At 61.0% G+C, this 16,404-nt stretch carries 18 protein-coding genes; 12 read left to right on the top strand and 6 right to left on the bottom strand.

The annotated features are described in order from the left end of the window. The first annotated feature begins 109 nt into the window (after window positions 1-109). The 5 genes from AC1D1Z_RS02935 (at window position 110) to AC1D1Z_RS02915 (ending at window position 4,016) form a co-directional block, all read left to right on the top strand. Window positions 110-1,009 (top strand): LysR family transcriptional regulator, encoded by a 900-nt coding sequence (locus tag AC1D1Z_RS02935; protein ID WP_018447217.1) that lies wholly within the window; start codon window positions 110-112, stop codon window positions 1,007-1,009. A gap of 141 nt (window positions 1,010-1,150) precedes the next feature. Further along, window positions 1,151-2,239 (top strand): alpha/beta hydrolase, encoded by a 1,089-nt coding sequence (locus AC1D1Z_RS02930; RefSeq protein WP_047621039.1) that lies wholly within the window; start codon window positions 1,151-1,153, stop codon window positions 2,237-2,239. A 74-nt stretch (window positions 2,240-2,313) separates the two neighbouring features. Further along, window positions 2,314-2,730 carry a carboxymuconolactone decarboxylase family protein gene (locus tag AC1D1Z_RS02925; protein ID WP_197728261.1) on the top strand — a complete coding sequence of 139 codons (417 nt, stop codon included), beginning with the start codon at window positions 2,314-2,316 and terminating at the stop codon, window positions 2,728-2,730. 71 nt (window positions 2,731-2,801) lie between these two features. Next, the gene (locus tag AC1D1Z_RS02920) at window positions 2,802-3,284 is read left to right on the top strand and encodes a cytochrome P460 family protein (protein WP_113541966.1); all 483 of its coding nucleotides are present in this window, start codon (window positions 2,802-2,804) and stop codon (window positions 3,282-3,284) included. Window positions 3,285-3,317: 33 nt separating this feature from the next. Continuing rightward, entirely contained in the window at window positions 3,318-4,016 is a 699-nt protein-coding gene (locus tag AC1D1Z_RS02915; RefSeq protein WP_131604858.1) for a DUF4405 domain-containing protein, read from the top strand. 122 nt (window positions 4,017-4,138) lie between these two features. On the opposite strand, the gene AC1D1Z_RS02910 is transcribed toward AC1D1Z_RS02915, so the two are convergent. Both AC1D1Z_RS02910 and AC1D1Z_RS02905 read right to left on the bottom strand, forming a co-directional pair. Beyond that, window positions 4,139-4,726, bottom strand: coding sequence for a hypothetical protein (locus tag AC1D1Z_RS02910; RefSeq protein ID WP_018447223.1), 588 nt, complete (start codon window positions 4,724-4,726; stop codon window positions 4,139-4,141). Between the two features lie 19 nt (window positions 4,727-4,745). Beyond that, the gene (locus AC1D1Z_RS02905) at window positions 4,746-5,132 is read right to left on the bottom strand and encodes an acyl-CoA thioesterase (RefSeq protein WP_003560314.1); all 387 of its coding nucleotides are present in this window, start codon (window positions 5,130-5,132) and stop codon (window positions 4,746-4,748) included. Window positions 5,133-5,422: 290 nt separating this feature from the next. Between AC1D1Z_RS02905 and AC1D1Z_RS02900 the strand changes: the two genes are divergently transcribed. The 4 genes from AC1D1Z_RS02900 to AC1D1Z_RS02885 all read left to right on the top strand — a co-directional run bounded on the left by AC1D1Z_RS02900 (window position 5,423) and on the right by AC1D1Z_RS02885 (window position 9,936). Further along, window positions 5,423-7,240: a methyl-accepting chemotaxis protein gene (locus AC1D1Z_RS02900; RefSeq protein ID WP_130652607.1), complete on the top strand. Its 1,818-nt coding sequence runs from the start codon at window positions 5,423-5,425 to the stop codon at window positions 7,238-7,240. A 151-nt stretch (window positions 7,241-7,391) separates the two neighbouring features. Next, a complete protein-coding gene (locus AC1D1Z_RS02895; protein ID WP_027684088.1) occupies window positions 7,392-8,708 on the top strand; it encodes an extensin-like domain-containing protein in 1,317 nt (438 codons plus the stop codon). 136 nt (window positions 8,709-8,844) lie between these two features. Continuing rightward, window positions 8,845-9,192: a CAP-Gly domain-containing protein gene (locus AC1D1Z_RS02890; protein ID WP_130652606.1), complete on the top strand. Its 348-nt coding sequence runs from the start codon at window positions 8,845-8,847 to the stop codon at window positions 9,190-9,192. Window positions 9,193-9,315: 123 nt separating this feature from the next. Then, window positions 9,316-9,936: a hypothetical protein gene (locus tag AC1D1Z_RS02885; protein ID WP_018242479.1), complete on the top strand. Its 621-nt coding sequence runs from the start codon at window positions 9,316-9,318 to the stop codon at window positions 9,934-9,936. Between the two features lie 25 nt (window positions 9,937-9,961). Here AC1D1Z_RS02885 and AC1D1Z_RS02880 read toward each other — a convergent pair whose 3' ends face one another. Beyond that, the gene (locus AC1D1Z_RS02880) at window positions 9,962-10,759 is read right to left on the bottom strand and encodes a class I SAM-dependent methyltransferase (RefSeq protein WP_130652605.1); all 798 of its coding nucleotides are present in this window, start codon (window positions 10,757-10,759) and stop codon (window positions 9,962-9,964) included. A 272-nt stretch (window positions 10,760-11,031) separates the two neighbouring features. On the opposite strand from AC1D1Z_RS02880, the gene AC1D1Z_RS02875 reads away from it, so the two are divergent. Together AC1D1Z_RS02875 and AC1D1Z_RS02870 are read left to right on the top strand one after the other, a co-directional pair. Next, window positions 11,032-11,427 carry an Ohr family peroxiredoxin gene (locus AC1D1Z_RS02875; protein ID WP_047621029.1) on the top strand — a complete coding sequence of 132 codons (396 nt, stop codon included), beginning with the start codon at window positions 11,032-11,034 and terminating at the stop codon, window positions 11,425-11,427. A gap of 114 nt (window positions 11,428-11,541) precedes the next feature. Then, the gene (locus AC1D1Z_RS02870; protein WP_477849441.1) at window positions 11,542-12,585 is read left to right on the top strand and encodes a DUF3095 family protein; all 1,044 of its coding nucleotides are present in this window, start codon (window positions 11,542-11,544) and stop codon (window positions 12,583-12,585) included. A gap of 42 nt (window positions 12,586-12,627) precedes the next feature. Here the strand turns inward: AC1D1Z_RS02870 and AC1D1Z_RS02865 are convergent, their stop codons facing one another. Then, window positions 12,628-13,044: an NUDIX hydrolase gene (locus AC1D1Z_RS02865; RefSeq protein WP_130652603.1), complete on the bottom strand. Its 417-nt coding sequence runs from the start codon at window positions 13,042-13,044 to the stop codon at window positions 12,628-12,630. A 231-nt stretch (window positions 13,045-13,275) separates the two neighbouring features. Between AC1D1Z_RS02865 and AC1D1Z_RS02860 the strand changes: the two genes are divergently transcribed. Further along, the gene (locus tag AC1D1Z_RS02860) at window positions 13,276-14,577 is read left to right on the top strand and encodes an epoxide hydrolase family protein (RefSeq protein ID WP_130652602.1); all 1,302 of its coding nucleotides are present in this window, start codon (window positions 13,276-13,278) and stop codon (window positions 14,575-14,577) included. 32 nt (window positions 14,578-14,609) lie between these two features. On the opposite strand, the gene AC1D1Z_RS02855 is transcribed toward AC1D1Z_RS02860, so the two are convergent. Both AC1D1Z_RS02855 and AC1D1Z_RS02850 read right to left on the bottom strand, forming a co-directional pair. Beyond that, window positions 14,610-15,083 (bottom strand): MarR family winged helix-turn-helix transcriptional regulator, encoded by a 474-nt coding sequence (locus AC1D1Z_RS02855; RefSeq protein WP_018242473.1) that lies wholly within the window; start codon window positions 15,081-15,083, stop codon window positions 14,610-14,612. A gap of 145 nt (window positions 15,084-15,228) precedes the next feature. After that, window positions 15,229-16,284: a GlxA family transcriptional regulator gene (locus tag AC1D1Z_RS02850; protein ID WP_130652601.1), complete on the bottom strand. Its 1,056-nt coding sequence runs from the start codon at window positions 16,282-16,284 to the stop codon at window positions 15,229-15,231. Between the last annotated feature and the right edge of the window lie 120 nt (window positions 16,285-16,404).

Genomic DNA, 16,404 nt, shown 5'->3' with positions numbered 1-16,404 from the left:
ACGCAGCGGCTGCCCCAGGTCTCGCAGTTGAGTTGACGTGAACTTAGTCCTCGTGTCAGCTTTCGTTTAGATGCTGTAATGCGCATGGACCTATAAGGCGGACTAATGAATGCCCCAGGACAACAATTTCAACGAACTCGTCGCCTTTCTCACCGTCGCCAGGGAACGGAGCTTCACCAGGGCCGCCGCCAAGCTCGGCGTGTCGCAATCGGCGTTGAGCCAGACGGTGCGTGGCCTCGAAGAGAAGCTGGGGCTTCGCCTCTTGACCCGCACGACCAGAAGCGTGTCGCCGACACAGGCAGGGGAACGTCTGCTGGAACGGGTTGGACCGAGATTTGAGGAAATCCAGTTCGAGATCGCCGCCTTGAGCGAAATGCGTGAGCGGCCGGCTGGCACCATTCGCCTCACGGCGGGCGAGCATCCTGCGATTTCCGTTCTCGCCCCGGCATTGGCGCGATTTCTTCCTGATAATCCCGATATCAATGTCGAGGTGATCGTCGACTACGGCCTGACCGATATCGTCGCGGAGCGTTACGACGCCGGCATCCGGCTCGGCGAGCATTTGGCAAAGGACATGATCGCGGTCCGGATCGGTCCCGAGGTATGCATGGCAGTCGTTGGGGCGCCCTCCTATTTCGACCACCATCCGCGCCCTGATGTCCCGCAAGATTTGACGGCTCACAACTGCATCAATATGCGGCTGCCGACGCACGGGACGATATATCCCTGGGAGTTCGAGAAGGACGGACGTGAACTGCGCGTCCGTGTCGAGGGCCAAATGGTGTTCAATAACATCGCCATGCGGATCGGCGCCGTGCTGGACGGGCTGGGACTGGCCTACATGCCCGAGGACCAGGTTCAGTCCTACATTGAAGACGGGCGGCTGATTCGGGTTCTGGAGGACTGGTGCCAACCCTTCCCTGGATACCATCTCTACTATCCGAACAGGCGGCATGCATCTCCCGCCTTCACCCTGTTCGTCGATGCGCTCCGTTATAGAGGAAAGTAATGCCGATTTTATTCCATCACGGCTTATCAACAGCTCGTGATTAATTAGTCTGCCTAATAGACCCTAGCTGTCCGAGGCGTCTAATCCTTTCGGTCCGATGCCGTTACCTTCTCGCCATCTGAAACGAAGCGAGAAGCCTACATGCGATATGGATTGTCCAACACCCTGGCCGCATTGCTGCTTGCCTCAGCGCAGCTTGCCGCGCCATTGGCGACGGCTGCCGATGCGGTAAAGCCTGAGCCATTGGTCATCCAGGAGCAGGGCAGCTTTGCCGTCGGAGGAACCAGCACAACGGCGCCCGGAACCTTCGACCCGCTGAAACCTCTCGATCCCGCAGGGCAGACCTATCACGGCGATCATGCCTTTGCCTTCTATCAGGTGCCGGCAAACCCGCGTCAGTACCCGATCGTGATGTGGCACGGTGCCGGACAATTCTCCAAGACCTGGGAGACGACGCCCGACGGCCGCGAAGGCTTCCAGAACATCTTCCTGCGTCGAGGTTTCTCCACCTATCTCGTCGACCAGCCGCGCCGGGGCGGGGCGGGACGGAGCATGGCCGAGACAACAGTGAAGCCGACGCCAGACGAGCAGCTCTGGTTCAACCAGTTCCGTGTCGGCATCTGGCCGAACTATTTCGACGGCGTGCAATTCTCCCGTGATCCGGAAGCGCTGAACCAGTATTTTCGCGCGATGACGCCGAACACCGGGCCGTTCGACATGGACGTCGTGTCGAATGCGGTGGCAAAGCTGTTCGAGAAAATCGGTCCCGGCATTCTTTTCACTCACTCGCAGGGCGGCGGACCGGGCTGGCTAACGGCCATCAAGAACGACAGGGTTAAAGCCATCATCGCCTTCGAACCCGGCAGCAGCTTTGTGTTTCCGGCAGGCGAGGTCCCTGCCGATATGCCGAGCGCCTTCGACACGCTGAAGGGCGTGCCGGTGCCGATGGACGACTTTCTCAAACTGACGAAGATCCCGATCGTCATCTACTACGGCGACAACATTCCCGACCAGCCGACAACGATGCCGGCGCAGGACAGCTGGCGGGTGCGCCTGGCAATGGCGCGTCTGTGGCGCGACACGGTGAACAGGCATGGCGGCGATGTCACCGTCGTGCACCTTCCCGAGATCGGCATCCGCGGCAACACCCACTTCGCGTTCTCCGACTTGAACAACGTAGAGATCGCCGATCTGGTCTCGACGTTCCTCCGCGAGAAGAAACTCGACTGAACGCGCTGCCGCGAAGGTGAAGGATTTCTTCGCGAGGCATCTCGTCTGATCCTGGAAACCATGAGGTGAAGACCATGAAACAACTGTTGGGAAACCTGATGCTGTCGGCCAGCATGATGCTGGCCGTTCTGCCGGGCGCCGTCAGTGCTCAGACACCGGCAGAAGGGGACGACAAGTCACGGCGCTCACGCGCCCAGCAGCTGATGGGCGCGACCGCGCCGAAGCTGGCTGAACTGACCGACGACGTCCTCTATTGCGACATATGGGAGCGCCCGCAGCTGTCGAAGCGGGATCGCAGCCTGGTCACTGTTGCCGCGCTGATCGCTATGAACCGGCCCGACCAGCTCAGATCCCATCTTGCCATGGCCCGCCAGAACGGTGTGACCGAGGACGAGCTGATCGAGACGATCACCCACCTTGCCTTCTACGCCGGCTGGCCGAATGCGGTCTCGGCCGTTGCCGTCGCGAAAGACGTGTTCGGACGTGAATGAGACGAGCGGCCTTCCGCTTTTGCCGAAGCCGGTCGCCCGAATCTTCCGCACAAAACCAGGAAAAGACATCCATGCGTCATCTCATCAAGCGCATTTCCATTCTCTTTGCCATGGCCGGCGCCGTAGTTCTGGTCGGTTGGAAGGTCGACGCCGAGCCGAACCGGACGACGCTGCCCGAATTGGCAGGCCTTGTTCACTACACGACCGTCAGGCGCGGCAACGTGACCGAGCACATCATGACGACGAATGAAGCGATCCAGGCGGTGAAGAACGGGCAACCTGTTCCAGACGGTACGCACTTCGTGCTGGTCGATTACCGCGATGGGGAAGTCTATCGCACCTTCGTCATGGAAAAGGGTTCCGGCTGGGGCGGCGATTATGACGAAGATCGTCGCACTGGCGACTGGCAGTTCCAATGGTTCAAGCCGGACGGCAGCGTCAACATGGCCGAGAACACGGCGCGGTGTCAGTCCTGTCATTCGTCCAGGGCCGACGAAGACTTCCTCTACACTCTCGACGCTCTCAAGGAATTTGACGGAGCCGTCATTGACTAGGCCGGATCGAACCCCTGGCGAGGGCGTCGCATCGTGAGTCCTTTTTTCGTGATCCGCCTCGTGCTCGACTTCACCGCGGCCGGACTACTTTTTGTCGCGCTCGCCTACTGGTGGCTCGACAACACCACGCATGAATTGATCGGCACGGGTATGTTCATTCTTCTCGTCTCGCACAACGTCTTCAACAGACGCTGGTGGGCGAGGCTTCCGAAGGCGGCGCGCGGCAGGCCGAGTTTTCTGACAATCGCTTCGAATATCTCGATCGCCTTGGCGATATCAGCATTGCTGGTGACCAGCATGCCGATTTCCCGCACGGTATTTGCTTTCCTTCCCTTGAGCGGTGGGCCGACGGCGCGCGAAATTCACATCCTCGCGGCCTATTGGGCGTTCATCCTCGCAGCCGTCCATCTTGGCCTTCACTGGTCGATGATCATGGTGGTCACTGGGAAGCTCTTACGGGTTGGGCCGCCAAACGCGATCCGGACCGCATGCCTTCGTGCCGTTGCGGGCGCAATTGCGGCATACGGCATTCACAGCATATTCGTCATGGGAATCGGAGACCGGCTCATGGCCCGGCCGTCGATCGATTTCTGGGACTTCCAGGAGTCCACGATCGCGTTCTTTTTGCATCACATCGCGATACTGGGGGCGTGTGCATGTGCTGCTTACTATGCGGCTGTCTGGCTTCGATGGGCAGGTGCGATGCGTCGGGTGACGGATGCCGGCCAGTGATGTTTGTGACGGCTGTGGGGATATGGAGTTTGCGGCTGCCCGGCCCTTCGCTTGGGCTCTGGGCGTTCGACCTTGCAATCGATTCACTGGATCGATTGCCCCGCGCTTCGCGGGACCACGTCTCACCCAAGAACATCATAGAGGCGGAAGATGAAGCTTATCTGGTAGATCAGGTTGGCGATGACGAAGGTGGCGTGGAAGCGGCGGTTGGGAGTCCAGGCGGCGATGGTGCAGAGGATGATGTAGACAATGTTGCGCGCGGGATATTCCCAGCCGAGAGAGAGGATGCGTTCATGACCTTTGATCGCCGTATCGAGAATATCGACGGCGTAGGTCAGGCCGAGGATGCCGAAGAACCATTTGCGCCGGGAAATGAAATATTCTTCGTAGCCGCCATATTCGTCGAGCGAGGCAGGAAAGAGCAGGGCGCAGAGCAGGAAGAACAGGCTGCAGAAGCAGATCAGGAAGAGATAGATGCCGAAGCCGATGGCCGGCACGGCCTGCAAGCGATATTCCCACCACCAGATATGGATGATGAACAGGAACATCGACAGCGCCCAGCCGAGATGGATGGGGTAGACCTTGGCCTTGGCTGGATGCTGGACGATGCCGGCAACGCCGGTCAGCACCCTGGCGAGCGAAAGGCTGATGACCATGCCCATCACCACCTTGATGTGAAGGAAGACCTCCGGCGAACTGACCGTTTCCATGTTGTCGATCCCCGGCCTGTCACTCCTCGGGGACTTGCTTGGGCTTGCCCTCTTCGTCGAGCGCCACCATGATGAAGGTGCCGGCCGTCACTTTTTCCATTTTGGCATAACGGGCGCGGTTCGCCCAGGCTTCGACGCAGAGCGTGATCGAGGTGCGGCCGACGCGCTCGATATCGGTATAGACAGACAGCGTATCGCCGATCTTGACCGGCAGCTCGAAAGCCATCTCCTTGACGGCGGCAGTGACGACACGGCCCCTGGCGCGCTCAGTGGCGCGGATGCCGGAGGCAAGGTCCATCTGCGCCATGACCCAGCCGCCGAAGATATCGCCAGCCGGATTGGCATCACCGGGCATCGCAAGTGTGCGCAGCGTCAGTTCGCCTCTCGGCTTGGCGGCATCGGTCATCAAGTTTTCTCCATCTGGGTGCGGCGTCGGGCCGGCGATTCACTGGAGAGCACCCTAGTGCAAAGGCCGTGGGCTGTAAAAGACAGCAATGCCGGGTGCTAGAGGCAGCCGGCGGGAAAAATGTTGCCGCCTTTGCCGATTGAAATTTCATTCGATTTCAAATGGTTGAATTTTACGGCTGTCACCTGACCTTACGTTATTTAATGGCCTTCTAATTAAGCTTTACGCTCCAGTAATTCCGGCAATTCAGAATGCGATCGATCTCAAATACAAGAATCGCCGGGAACCTCATGCGCAACGTCAAGATTTCCACCCGTCTCTACTGCCTCGTCGGATTCACGCTTGCCGTGCTTGCGGCGACGATGGTCTTCTTTCTGAACTATTCTTATTCCGAGCTGGAAGCGGAGCGGAAGGCGGGGCTGGCGCAAATGGATGCGACGGCGCTCGGCATCTTCGACAAATATTACAAGATGGAACAGGCGGGCACGATGACCCGCGAACAGGCGCAGGCGGCCGCCAAGGACGTGATCGGCGCGATGCGCTACGGCGCCGACGGTTATTTCTGGATCAACGACATGCGTCCCACCATGGTGATGCACCCGATCAAGCCGCAGCTGAACGGCACCGATATCTCCCAGATGAAGGATCCGACGGGCAAGTTCCTGTTCGTTGAGTTCGTCAACAAGGTGAAGAAGGACGGCAAGGGCTTCGTCGATTATCTTTGGCCGAAGCCGGGCGCCGACCAGCCGGTGCTGAAGTATTCCTATGTCGCCGGTTTCGAGCCCTGGGGCTGGATCGTCGGCACCGGTGTCTATGCGGATGATCTTGCCGCGCTCTATCGCCAGAATGCGATGTGGGCCGCAGTGCTCTGCCTGCTTGGCGCCGCCGCCACGATCGCGATCGCCTATGCCATCGTGCGCAGCGTCACGGCGCCGATCGCCCGGCTGAAGGCAGCGATGAACGCGATTGCCGCCGAAGAAGCATCGGTGGAGATCGCCGGCAGTGACCGTCGCGATGAGATCGGCCAGATGGCCAAGGTGCTGCTGGTGCTGCGCGACTCCGTCGATGAGCGTAGCGCGCTGCGCGGGCGGGAAGACGATAGGCAGCGGCAGATCGAGGAAGAGCGTCGCGGCAACGAGGCAAGTCTGCGTTCGGCGTCCGAGCGGCAAACTCTAGCGATGCAGGCGCTCGGCGTCGGCCTGGAGAAGCTTGCGGGCGGTGACCTGACGGTTGCGATCGGCGATATCGGCGAGGATTACGCCAAGCTGAGGGGCGATTTCAACGCCGCTGTCGATGCACTGAACGGCGTGATCCATGCGATCGCCGAATCGAGCCATGTGGTCAACGAAAGCGCTTCCGACATCAGCGAGGCGACCGGCAACCTGTCGAAGCGCACGGAGCAGCAGGCGGCCGCACTCGAAGAGACGGCGGCAGCGCTCGACGAGATCACCGCGACGGTCAAGACGGCATCCGAACGGGCGAACGAGGCGCGCGAGATGGTGGCCGAGACCAAGGCAAGTGCCGGAAAATCCGGCGAGATCGTCCGCAATGCGGTGACGGCGATGGGCCGGATCGAGGATTCCTCCAACCGCATTGGTCAGATCATCTCGGTCATCGACGAGATCGCCTTCCAGACGAATCTTCTGGCGCTGAATGCGGGCGTCGAGGCCGCACGCGCCGGCGAAGCGGGCCGCGGCTTTGCGGTCGTTGCGCAAGAGGTACGCGAACTCGCCCAGCGTTCGGCCAATGCGGCCAAGGAGATCAAGGAACTGATCAGCCGATCGGCGACGGAAGTCGAGGGCGGTGTGGCGCTGGTGCGCTCGACGGGCGAAGCGCTGCTGGAAATCGAGGCGCTGGTCAATCAGGTCAACGACCACGTCGCCTCGATCGCCACTGCGGCACGCGAGCAGTCGACCGGGCTGAACGAGATCAACGGTTCCGTCAACCATATGGACCAGATGACCCAGCAGAATGCCGCGATGGTCGAGCAGACGACGGCGGCGAGCCGCACGCTCGCAGACGAGAGCACCCAGCTGAAGACGCTGCTTGCGAATTTCCGCCTGCGCGGGGAGCAGTCAGCAGTCACCCGATACACACGGGCTGCGTGAGGAAACGGAGAGATCAAGGGCCGGGAAACCGGCCTTTTTCATTTCCGTCGCCTTCAGATTGTGCCGGTAAGTTTTCATTCACCGTTTTTAATTAAAATTAGAGTGAGTTTTTTCGGTCACTGCCCAGCCAGCCTGCGGAAGCGATAAGAGTATGGCGTTTGTTTCCTTTCCTCGGCGAACCCTTTTGCCCGTTATCCTCTCGGCGGCGCTGACGACCTGTTCGATCAGCGACGGACTGGTGCCGCCGGCCAATGTCGACAACGGCACCAGGGTCAGCTCGATCTCGCCCGCGCGGGCGCCAGCGGCGCGCATGGCGCCCTCGGTCCGAATGGCACCTGTGGAAAGTCAGGCCTCCTATCCAGTTTCCAGCGCGCCCGTCGGCAATAGCCAGGGCTCCGTCGATTACCTCGACACGCCGAACCTTGCCGGTACCGGCCACGCTGCACGAGCCGCTCCGCCGCAAACCGCACCGGGGCGCAAGCTGCCGATGATCGACAGCGACGAGGCGCTGGCGCAGCAGAACCAGAACTGGGGCGGCACGCAGGATCTTGCGATCCCATCCGGCGGCGTCAACATGGATGATGAGCTCGGAGCCGAGCCGGTCGTCGGGCTGGCGCAGGAACAACAGCAGCAGATCGCCGAGGGCAATGCCACCGAGCCTGTTGTCGACGGCATCGGCACCGACAATCCGACGCAGCTCAACCAGCCCATGCGCCAGCCCGCGCAGCAACCAATGCCGCAGCCGGCTGCGCAGACGCAGATGAGCCGGGCGCCCGCCTGGAACGACGGCAGCCCGGTGGTGGCGCCGACCCGTGTTCCCGAAGAGGACGAGAGCGAAGAGGTCGCGATGCTGCGGCCGAACAATCCGATGATGAGCGAGCCGGCGGCACCCGTCGATCCCAGCGTCATGCCATCGTCCGAGCTTGCCTGCCGGCGCGAGCTGAAGCGCATGGGCGTGCTCTTCGACGACAAGCCGCCGATTTCGAACGGCCCGGCCTGCCAGGTGCCTTATCCGGTGTCGCTGAAGGGGCTTTCCGGCAATATCGGCGTCCGCCCGGCTGTAACGCTGAACTGCCAGGTGACGCTCGCCTTCGCCAAATGGGTCAAGAACGAACTGGCACCGTCCGCCCGCTACCGTTACTGGTCCGGCATCAAGACGATCCAGCCGCTCGGCGGCTATTCCTGCCGGCGCATGAACAACAGCCGGCAGAAATACAATCCGATGTCGGAACACGCCCGCGGCAACGCCATCGACGTCGGCAAGTTCGTGCTGAAGAACGGCCACGAGATCGACGTGCGCAAGAAGGGCCTGTTCTCGCTGCGCGAGGGGCGGCTGCTGAAGGCGGTGCGCAGCGACAGCTGCCGCTATTTCAACACCGTGCTGGGGCCTGGCAGCAACCCGGAGCACTGGAACCACTTCCACTTCGATCTTCGCTCCCGCAAAAGCGGCAAGGCCTATTGCGACTGATGCATGTCCTCCTGAACCATGCGGCGGATGCTGATGTTGCGGCCGCAATTGGGCCGGCTGGCAGAAAACGGTTCATCCCCGCCGCAGGGCACGCTATAGATCGGCCAGGCGGATTGCCGTTTCGAGAGTTTGATCCATGAGCTATGATTTCCACGTCGGCCAGAAGGTCGTCTGCATCAACGATACCTTCAAGCATGTCAGCATCGACCAGCTCATCCGCAAAGGCGAGATCTATACGATCCGCTGGGTGGGCGAATATACCCATTATATCGACGGCACCTTCATCGGGGTGAAGCTTGCGGAAATCAATCGCGGCAATGACGACGGGCCGGAGGGTTATGGTGCTGCCGACATGCCCTATCGCGCGACGCGCTTCCGGCCGTTGGTGAAGGACAAGATCGGATCGCTGCGCAAACTTCTGGCCCCGACGCCCGATGCGCCGGTGGAACCGAAGGAAAAAATCAGGAAGAGAGAGAAGGTCTGAGCGCCGCTCGGCGACATCGGCATTTTCCCGACTTTATGCGCGCGACATCAACGCCGTGATGACGCGATTGTGCCTTCAGGGTGCCTGTGCAACAGTCCGCGTCGGACATGTTGAGGAGGGGCCGTGAGACCGATTTCGAGAATTCTGGCGCTTTGCGCCGCCATCGCCATCATGATCTCGGCAGCGGGGGCGGCGTCAGCCGATCCGCTGGTTTTCAACTATCATGGATGGCAGGTCGATCTCACCAACGCCAAGGGCGCGGAGCCCGACCGGGAGATGGTCGCGGCCGTCAAGCGGCAGCTCGACATTGTCGAGCATGTCGATCTTAAACCCGATGTTCTCACCTTCATGCGCACGATCAGGATCTGGGCCAACCCAGCCGCCGCAAAAGCCGGGCCCGGCCATTACAGCAGCAAGACCGGCATCGACCTGCGCGTCAAAAGTCTTGCGCCCGACAAGCCGATCATCCTGCATGAACTTCTGCATGCCTACCACGACCGGATGCTTCCGGGCGGATTCGACAATCCCGATGTCAAGCAATTCTTCGATATCGGCCGGCGGGTCTGGCCGGGCGATTCCTACATGATGAGCAATGGTCACGAGTTCTTCGCGGTCACGGCCAGCGTCTACCTGTTCGGTGACATCGATCGGCCGCCTTATTCGCGCAGCCAGCTGCGAGAGCAGCAGCCGCGATACTACCAGTGGCTCGCCACGCTGTTCGACGACGGCCGGCCGCGCTCGTAACGTCGCAGCAGATGCAGTGATCGGATCAGGCCGTCTTCCTGCTCAAGAACAGCGCAGTTTCCTTGCGGACCTCAAGCACGCCGTTGCACTGCCTGAACGCATCGGCAATGGCTTGACGGAACCTGGTGAGCTGCAGTTCGCCGGCGCCATCGCCGGGTGGATAGGAGGTGAGCGCCAGGAATACATCCTCGGGCTCGGTGATCCGCAGGCTTGCCGGATGCTGCGACATGCTCACGTTTCCAAATTGCGACCGCATCAATCGTTCGGCAGCGTCATATCCGAAGGCTTCGGCAGCCGGATCGGATGGGGCACTGCCGAATATCGTCGTTAGCTCGTAGATCTCGCGCATATTGCCGGCGCCGTTGGTTGTGACCGCGAGTAAGCCGCCTGGTTTCAGCACTCTTGACATGTCCGTGATGCCGGCGGCCGGGTTGGGCAGGTGATAGAGCATATGCATCGCGACCACGGCATCGAACACGCCATCTTCGAAGGGGAGTGCGGCTGCGTCGGCTTGGCAACCCCGGACGGAGCCGAATGGCAGGGCGCTGCAACGCGCCACCGCCTCGTCGACCATGCCTTGTGAAAGGTCGGCGAGCGTCAGGTCAAGATTCTCCGGCAGCAGACCTGCCGTTGCTGCCCAGAACCAGGCCGGCCCGCAGCCGACGTCGAGGACACGAGCGCCTGGCTTCAGGGACAACCGCGCCGCAACCCATGGAAACCAGGCCGTCTCGGCGATGGTGTATTGGCTATGCAGTCGAGCCCGCGCGGCGAGCTTCCGGCTGTCGCCATACTGTCCCGCATTGTCTGCTGTTATGGAGGACATGTCATCTCTCCGGGCTTTTCATGGACGTCACCTCGCGCTTGCCGGCAGAACCTATAGAGGGCTCTGTTCCCGGGCAAGACGTGACTTTGCTCAGCGGGTAGGTCTGCTCGCGCAGCTGCCGTCGAGGATTGCCTTGATGCGATGAGTTTGTCGGAGAAACAAATCGTATCCGATTAAATCGGAATGTTGTTGACATCGGTTTTGGTGCGGCGTATTAGAGCGCATCCGATTTAATCGGATGCGTAATAAATCCAAACCGAAAGGATATCACCATGACCGAGAAGCTTCTCTTTACCGGCAAAACCCACATCTCCGGCGGCCGCAACGGCTCTGCACGCAGCAGCGACGGCACGATCGACATCAAGCTGCCGCAACCTCATCCAGCTGCCGAAAACCTGTTCGGCATCGCCTGGTCGGCCTGCTATATCGGCGCCATCGAGTTCGCCGCCTCGCAACGGAAGATCACGCTGCCGGCCGGTCCCGAGGTCGATGCGGAGATCGATCTTAACGTCGATAACGGTTCCTTCTTCCTCAGGGCGCGCCTCAATGTCAGCCTGCCCGGCATCGATCGCGACGTCGCGCAGGAGCTGATCGAGGCAGCCCATGGCATCTGCCCTTATTCCAAGGCGACACACGGCAATATCGACGTCGAGACCAAGCTTGTCTGAGCGCGGAAGGGTAGACCTCACCGCCAGAGGATTTGATGCGGAGGGCCTGCCGATCGCCGGCAGACCCCTTCCTGAGGTAGCAGGCACCGGAAATCTTGCCGATCTGGATACGCCATGATCAATAGCCACGCCCAGCCGCACCAGGCCTATGACGAGTTTTCGCTCGTGCTCGATCCTGATGTCTATGAGCCGTTGCCCGATGACTGGCTGATCGGCATCACCGACGTCGTCAGCTCGACCGCGGCGATCCGGTCGGGGCGCTATGAAGACGTCAACTATGCCGGCGCATCTGTCATCGCGGCGCTCGGCAATGCCTGGGGTTCGTTCGATTTCCCCTTCGTGTTTCGTGGGGATGGGGCGGCATTCGCCTTGCCGCCGCACGGCATCATGGCCGCGACCTCGGCGTTGCGGCAGGTCGCGAGCTTTGCAAGAAGCGATCTCGATCTTACCCTTCGGATCGGGCTGCTCACCGTGCGTGAAATCCGCAATAGTGGGCGCGACGTCAGAATTGCCCGCTATGCGGCTTCGGAAAAAGCGACCTATGCGATGTTTGCAGGGGGAGGGCTCAAATGGGCGGAGCAGCAGATCAAGAGCGGCCGGTATCTGGTCAAGCCGGGCCGCTACGCGACGAAGCCTGATCTGGCTGGCCTCAGCTGTGACTGGACCCCGTTCCCAAGCCAACGTGGCGAGATCCTGTCGCTGCTGGTCGAGCCAAGCGACCATATCAGTCCCGAGGTCTTTGCGGCGCTGGGGAAACGTGTGCTTGCGGTTTTCGATGCCGCGCCGCGCCAGTCTCATCCGCTTCCCGGCGGTATTCCTTTGTCACGAGAAAGTGGGAAGCAGGTCGATGCGAAAGGCTGGTCGGAGGTCGCCGCCAATTCGGATTTCCGCAAGTTCGACGACGGTTTGCGCCTGACGCTGGACTGCACGCCGGAACAGATCGACAGGGTCGAAGCGATCCTCGTTCCGGCAAGGGCGCGCGGCGAGATCAACTTCGGACTGCACCGCCAGTCGCATGCGCTGATGACTTGTCTCGTGCCATCGGACAGGCCGGATTCGCACCTGCATTTCCTCGACGGGATGGGCGGCGGTTATGCGAGGGCGGCCGAGATGATGGAGGCTGGTGCGCTTGGCGACGTCCAGCATCATGCGCGCTGAAGACCCGTTCAGCCGGCGAGACGTCGTGACCGCCAAAGAGACCTAAGCGGGTGCGCCTGGTTTCCGCATGGCCAGGTTTGCCAGCATCTCAGTGAGCTGAGGCAACGCCAATTCGGCTTCTTTTTCTATCGCGGCGGCGGTGAACCATCTGAGCTCGGTGTGTTCATCACCGATAAGTCGCGGCCGGCCGTGCCATTTATCGACGTGATAGACATGGAACGTGACGGATGCTTCGGGCGGGCCTTCCGATCCGAACCGTCCTGCAAACTGCCAGAGCTCCGGCGTCACGCCTATTTCTTCCATCAATTCCCGGCACATTGCCGTCTCGGCGTCTTCACCCTCTTCGATATGGCCGCCCGGGAGGCTCCAGCGATCCGGGTGCACCTTGCGCTCCGAACTGCGCCTGGCCAGAAGAACGGTTCCGTTCCGGCTCAAGACGCCCATCGCGATGTCGGGCATGCATTCTCCTCTCCTCATCAATCTCGCGCCGATGCTGCCCGCAGCCACGGCTCTTTGCAATGACCAGTCGTCCATCGAGACAGTCGAGGTACAGCCTGACAGGGTAAGTTGACCCCTGTATTGCCCGGGCGCATAGTCCCCGGACAGACGCGAATGACCTGCTGCTGCGAACGAGGTCGGTCAGTCGATCTTCGTCCGTTTCCGAACAGATCAAACGGAGAGGAGAGCGTCATGCCACCCACATCCCTATCAACGCCCACGCGGCGCGAGCTGCTTGCGGCCACGGCCGCCGCCGGAGCCATCGGCATGCTTGGCGGGACGCGCAGCGCTGAGGCAAACGGCGACGGGCTTAGCCCATTCAGCGTCAATTTCTCCGAGGATCAGCTTGACGATCTGCGCCGGCGCGTCGCGGCCACCCGTTGGCCTGACAGGGAGACCGTCGCGGACGATACCCAGGGCGTGCAGCTTGCGACAATCCAGAAACTCGCGAAACATTGGGCGACGGATTACGACTGGCGTAAGATGGAGGCGCGGCTCAATGCTTTGCCGCAATTCATCACCGAGATCGACGGGCTGGATATCCACTTCATTCACGTGCGCTCCCAGCATAAAAATGCGCTGCCGTTGATCGTCACACATGGATGGCCTGGCTCGATCATCGAGCAGCTGAAGATCATCGAACCGCTCACGGATCCCACGGCGCATGGCGGGAGCGAAGAGGATGCATTTGACGTGGTGATCCCGTCTTTGCCGGGCTACGGCTTTTCCGGGAAACCGACGGGGTCGGGGAACTGGAACCCGCCGCGCATCGCGCACGCTTGGGTGACGCTGATGCAACGTCTCGGCTACACGAAGTTCGTGGCGCAGGGTGGCGACTGGGGCAACGCGGTCACCGAATTGATGGCGGTGCAGGAGCCGCCGGGATTGCTCGGCATCCACACGAACATGGCGGCCACGGTTCCGGCTGACATCGCCAAGGCTCTTGCCGCCGGCGGCATGCCGCCAGCCGACCTGTCGCCGGACGAAAGGCGCGCCTTCGATCAGCTCGACGATTTCTACAAGAATGGGCTGGGCTATGCCATCGAGATGAACAACCGGCCGCAGACGCTCTACGGCATCGTCGACTCGCCGGTCGGGCTTGCGTCGTGGATGCTCGATCACGACATCCGCAGTTACCGGATGATCGCCCGCGTTTTCGACGGAGAGCCCGAGGGGCTGACCAAGGACGATATCCTCGACAACGTCACGCTCTACTGGCTGACGAACACCGCAATCTCCTCGGCACGCCTCTATTGGGACAACGCGCACCATCCGTCGGGCGGGTTCTTCGACCCCAGGGGCATCAAGATCCCGGTGGCGGTCAGTGCTTTTCCCGATGAGATCTACCAGGCGCCGCAGAGCTGGGCGGAGAAGGCCTATCCGAAGCTCATCCACTACAACCGGCTGCCGAAGGGCGGTCACTTCGCCGCCTGGGAACAGCCGATGGCTTTCACTGCCGAGCTTAGGGCTGCGTTCCGGCCGCTGCGGCAGTAGACCCAGGCGAGATCAGGCGACTGATGCCGCGATCACGATTTCCCCGGTTCGCCCTGCGTTGACCGCAGCAGGTTGTCGCGCAGCGTCGTCACCGATTTCTGCACGACGGGAAAGTCGTCGCCGAGGCCGATGGCGCCAAGCAGCGCGTTGCCGGGATCGGTTTCAACCAGTTGGCGTCCCGCCGGCGTCAGGCTGACCCGCACCTGCCGTTCATCGGCGGGATCGCGGTGACGGGTGATAAAACCATTCGACTCCAGCTTCTTGAGGATGGGAGTCAGGGTGTTGGATTCGAGGAACATCTTTTCCCCCAACACGCCGACGGTCTGGTCGTCCTCTTCGGAGAGGGCCACCATAGCGATATATTGGGTGTAGGTCAGGCCAAGCTCGTCCAGGATTGGCTTATAGGCGCGGCCGAAGGCGAGATTTGCCGAATAGACCGCGAAGCACAGGAAATTCGAAAGTTTCCGGCCGTCCTTGCCCGCCGGCGGGGAGGCGGGCGCGGGCATATCCGGCCCCTTAGCTGCTTTAGATGTCGGCATCGGTCCATCCTGTCCGGGCTTTCTAACGATGAGACCTATATAAATCGTATCCGATTAAATCGCAATAGTGTCGAAGTCGGTTTTCGATCCTGCCGTGGTGACCCGACAAAGATCAGCGGAAACTCCTGGGAGGCTTGCCATACTTCTTGCGAAAAGCGGTCGCGAAATGGGCGGAGTCGGAGAATCCGATTTCAAAGGCGATCGCCGTCATGGGCAGTGTGCTATTTTCGATCAGAAAACGGCCATAGCGCAATCTCGTCTCGACGATAAAGCGCTTCGGGGTAATGCCGATATTGTCCTGGAAGAGACGCGCGAACTGGCGTGGCGACAGGCCGACCAAAGAGGCCACCTGTTCCGGTGAGACGTCGCGGCCTTTCCGACTCTCGATGAGAACGACGGCTCGCTGTATGCGCGAATCTTCTGTGCGGCGAAATGTTGTGGCGCGGCCGTGATCGAAGACGCTCATGTGCTTCTGCTCCGTGAGCGAAAGCTGGTGCACGGCCTTGGCCGCCCGATCCGGTCCGCAATGCGTGCGGATGAGTTCAGTCATCAGCGACAGGATCGATACGCCGCCAGGCACGGTAATGCGACCGTTTTCGATCAGGAAATCATCGCGCGTGGAGAAGGCTAGACGCGGAAAGGCAATACGGAAATCCTCCGCATGAAACGGATGAACGCACGCCTTGCGTCCGGCAAGCAGTCCTTCCTGCGCCAAGACGAAGGCGCCCGTGCAAACACCAATTACCGGGACACCCGCCGATGCCGCCACCCTGAGATAGTCGCGATGCTTGCCGGGTGCGGCGCGCAGATGTGGCAGGAGGCCACCGATAACCACGACGTAGTCGAAGTCGGTCGGGTTGATGTAGGGCGCATCGGCGTGAACCCGGATGCCGCAGCTGGCGACCGCTGCATGGCCCGGAGCCCCCATGATCGACCAGCGACAATGTAATGGACGGGAATTGTCGGCGAAGTCCGCCGCATGCCTGAGAGGCTCGACGATACCCGTCAGCGACATCATCGGGAAGGTCGGCCAGAGGAGAATGCCGACGGAGAGATCGGCCTTTCGGTCGCGTGCGACCAGAAGCCGCTCGGCCCAAAGATCGTCGAGCCAGCGCACATAGTCTGGCTCGCCGGCGGATGCTTCAGGAGGTTGCTCGGATGTGATCATGGGCGCAGCCATGTCCTTTTTTCAAAGAAAATGTCTGATTTATAAAATTCAGGCGCGGTCTTCGGTGTCAAGTTTCTTCTCGTCGAACGCGACATCCGGGGAGCAGAAACCACCGGACCG

Source organism: Rhizobium sp. P1_E1, assembly GCF_056406015.1.
This window is presented reverse-complemented; position numbering and strand designations above follow the sequence as displayed.

Excerpts from the sequence above, each read along its gene's own strand:
- AC1D1Z_RS02935 (WP_018447217.1), top strand. The coding sequence starts at position 110 with ATGCCCCAGGACAACAATTTCAACGAACTCGTCGCCTTTCTCACCGTC.
- AC1D1Z_RS02930 (WP_047621039.1), top strand. The coding sequence starts at position 1,151 with ATGCGATATGGATTGTCCAACACCCTGGCCGCATTGCTGCTTGCCTCA.
- AC1D1Z_RS02925 (WP_197728261.1), top strand. The coding sequence starts at position 2,314 with ATGAAACAACTGTTGGGAAACCTGATGCTGTCGGCCAGCATGATGCTG.
- AC1D1Z_RS02920 (WP_113541966.1), top strand. The coding sequence starts at position 2,802 with ATGCGTCATCTCATCAAGCGCATTTCCATTCTCTTTGCCATGGCCGGC.
- AC1D1Z_RS02910 (WP_018447223.1), bottom strand. The coding sequence starts at position 4,726 with ATGGAAACGGTCAGTTCGCCGGAGGTCTTCCTTCACATCAAGGTGGTG.
- AC1D1Z_RS02905 (WP_003560314.1), bottom strand. The coding sequence starts at position 5,132 with ATGACCGATGCCGCCAAGCCGAGAGGCGAACTGACGCTGCGCACACTT.
- AC1D1Z_RS02900 (WP_130652607.1), top strand. The coding sequence starts at position 5,423 with ATGCGCAACGTCAAGATTTCCACCCGTCTCTACTGCCTCGTCGGATTC.
- AC1D1Z_RS02895 (WP_027684088.1), top strand. The coding sequence starts at position 7,392 with ATGGCGTTTGTTTCCTTTCCTCGGCGAACCCTTTTGCCCGTTATCCTC.
- AC1D1Z_RS02890 (WP_130652606.1), top strand. The coding sequence starts at position 8,845 with ATGAGCTATGATTTCCACGTCGGCCAGAAGGTCGTCTGCATCAACGAT.
- AC1D1Z_RS02880 (WP_130652605.1), bottom strand. The coding sequence starts at position 10,759 with ATGTCCTCCATAACAGCAGACAATGCGGGACAGTATGGCGACAGCCGG.
- AC1D1Z_RS02875 (WP_047621029.1), top strand. The coding sequence starts at position 11,032 with ATGACCGAGAAGCTTCTCTTTACCGGCAAAACCCACATCTCCGGCGGC.
- AC1D1Z_RS02870 (WP_477849441.1), top strand. The coding sequence starts at position 11,542 with ATGATCAATAGCCACGCCCAGCCGCACCAGGCCTATGACGAGTTTTCG.
- AC1D1Z_RS02865 (WP_130652603.1), bottom strand. The coding sequence starts at position 13,044 with ATGCCCGACATCGCGATGGGCGTCTTGAGCCGGAACGGAACCGTTCTT.
- AC1D1Z_RS02860 (WP_130652602.1), top strand. The coding sequence starts at position 13,276 with ATGCCACCCACATCCCTATCAACGCCCACGCGGCGCGAGCTGCTTGCG.
- AC1D1Z_RS02855 (WP_018242473.1), bottom strand. The coding sequence starts at position 15,083 with ATGCCCGCGCCCGCCTCCCCGCCGGCGGGCAAGGACGGCCGGAAACTT.
- AC1D1Z_RS02850 (WP_130652601.1), bottom strand. The coding sequence starts at position 16,284 with ATGATCACATCCGAGCAACCTCCTGAAGCATCCGCCGGCGAGCCAGAC.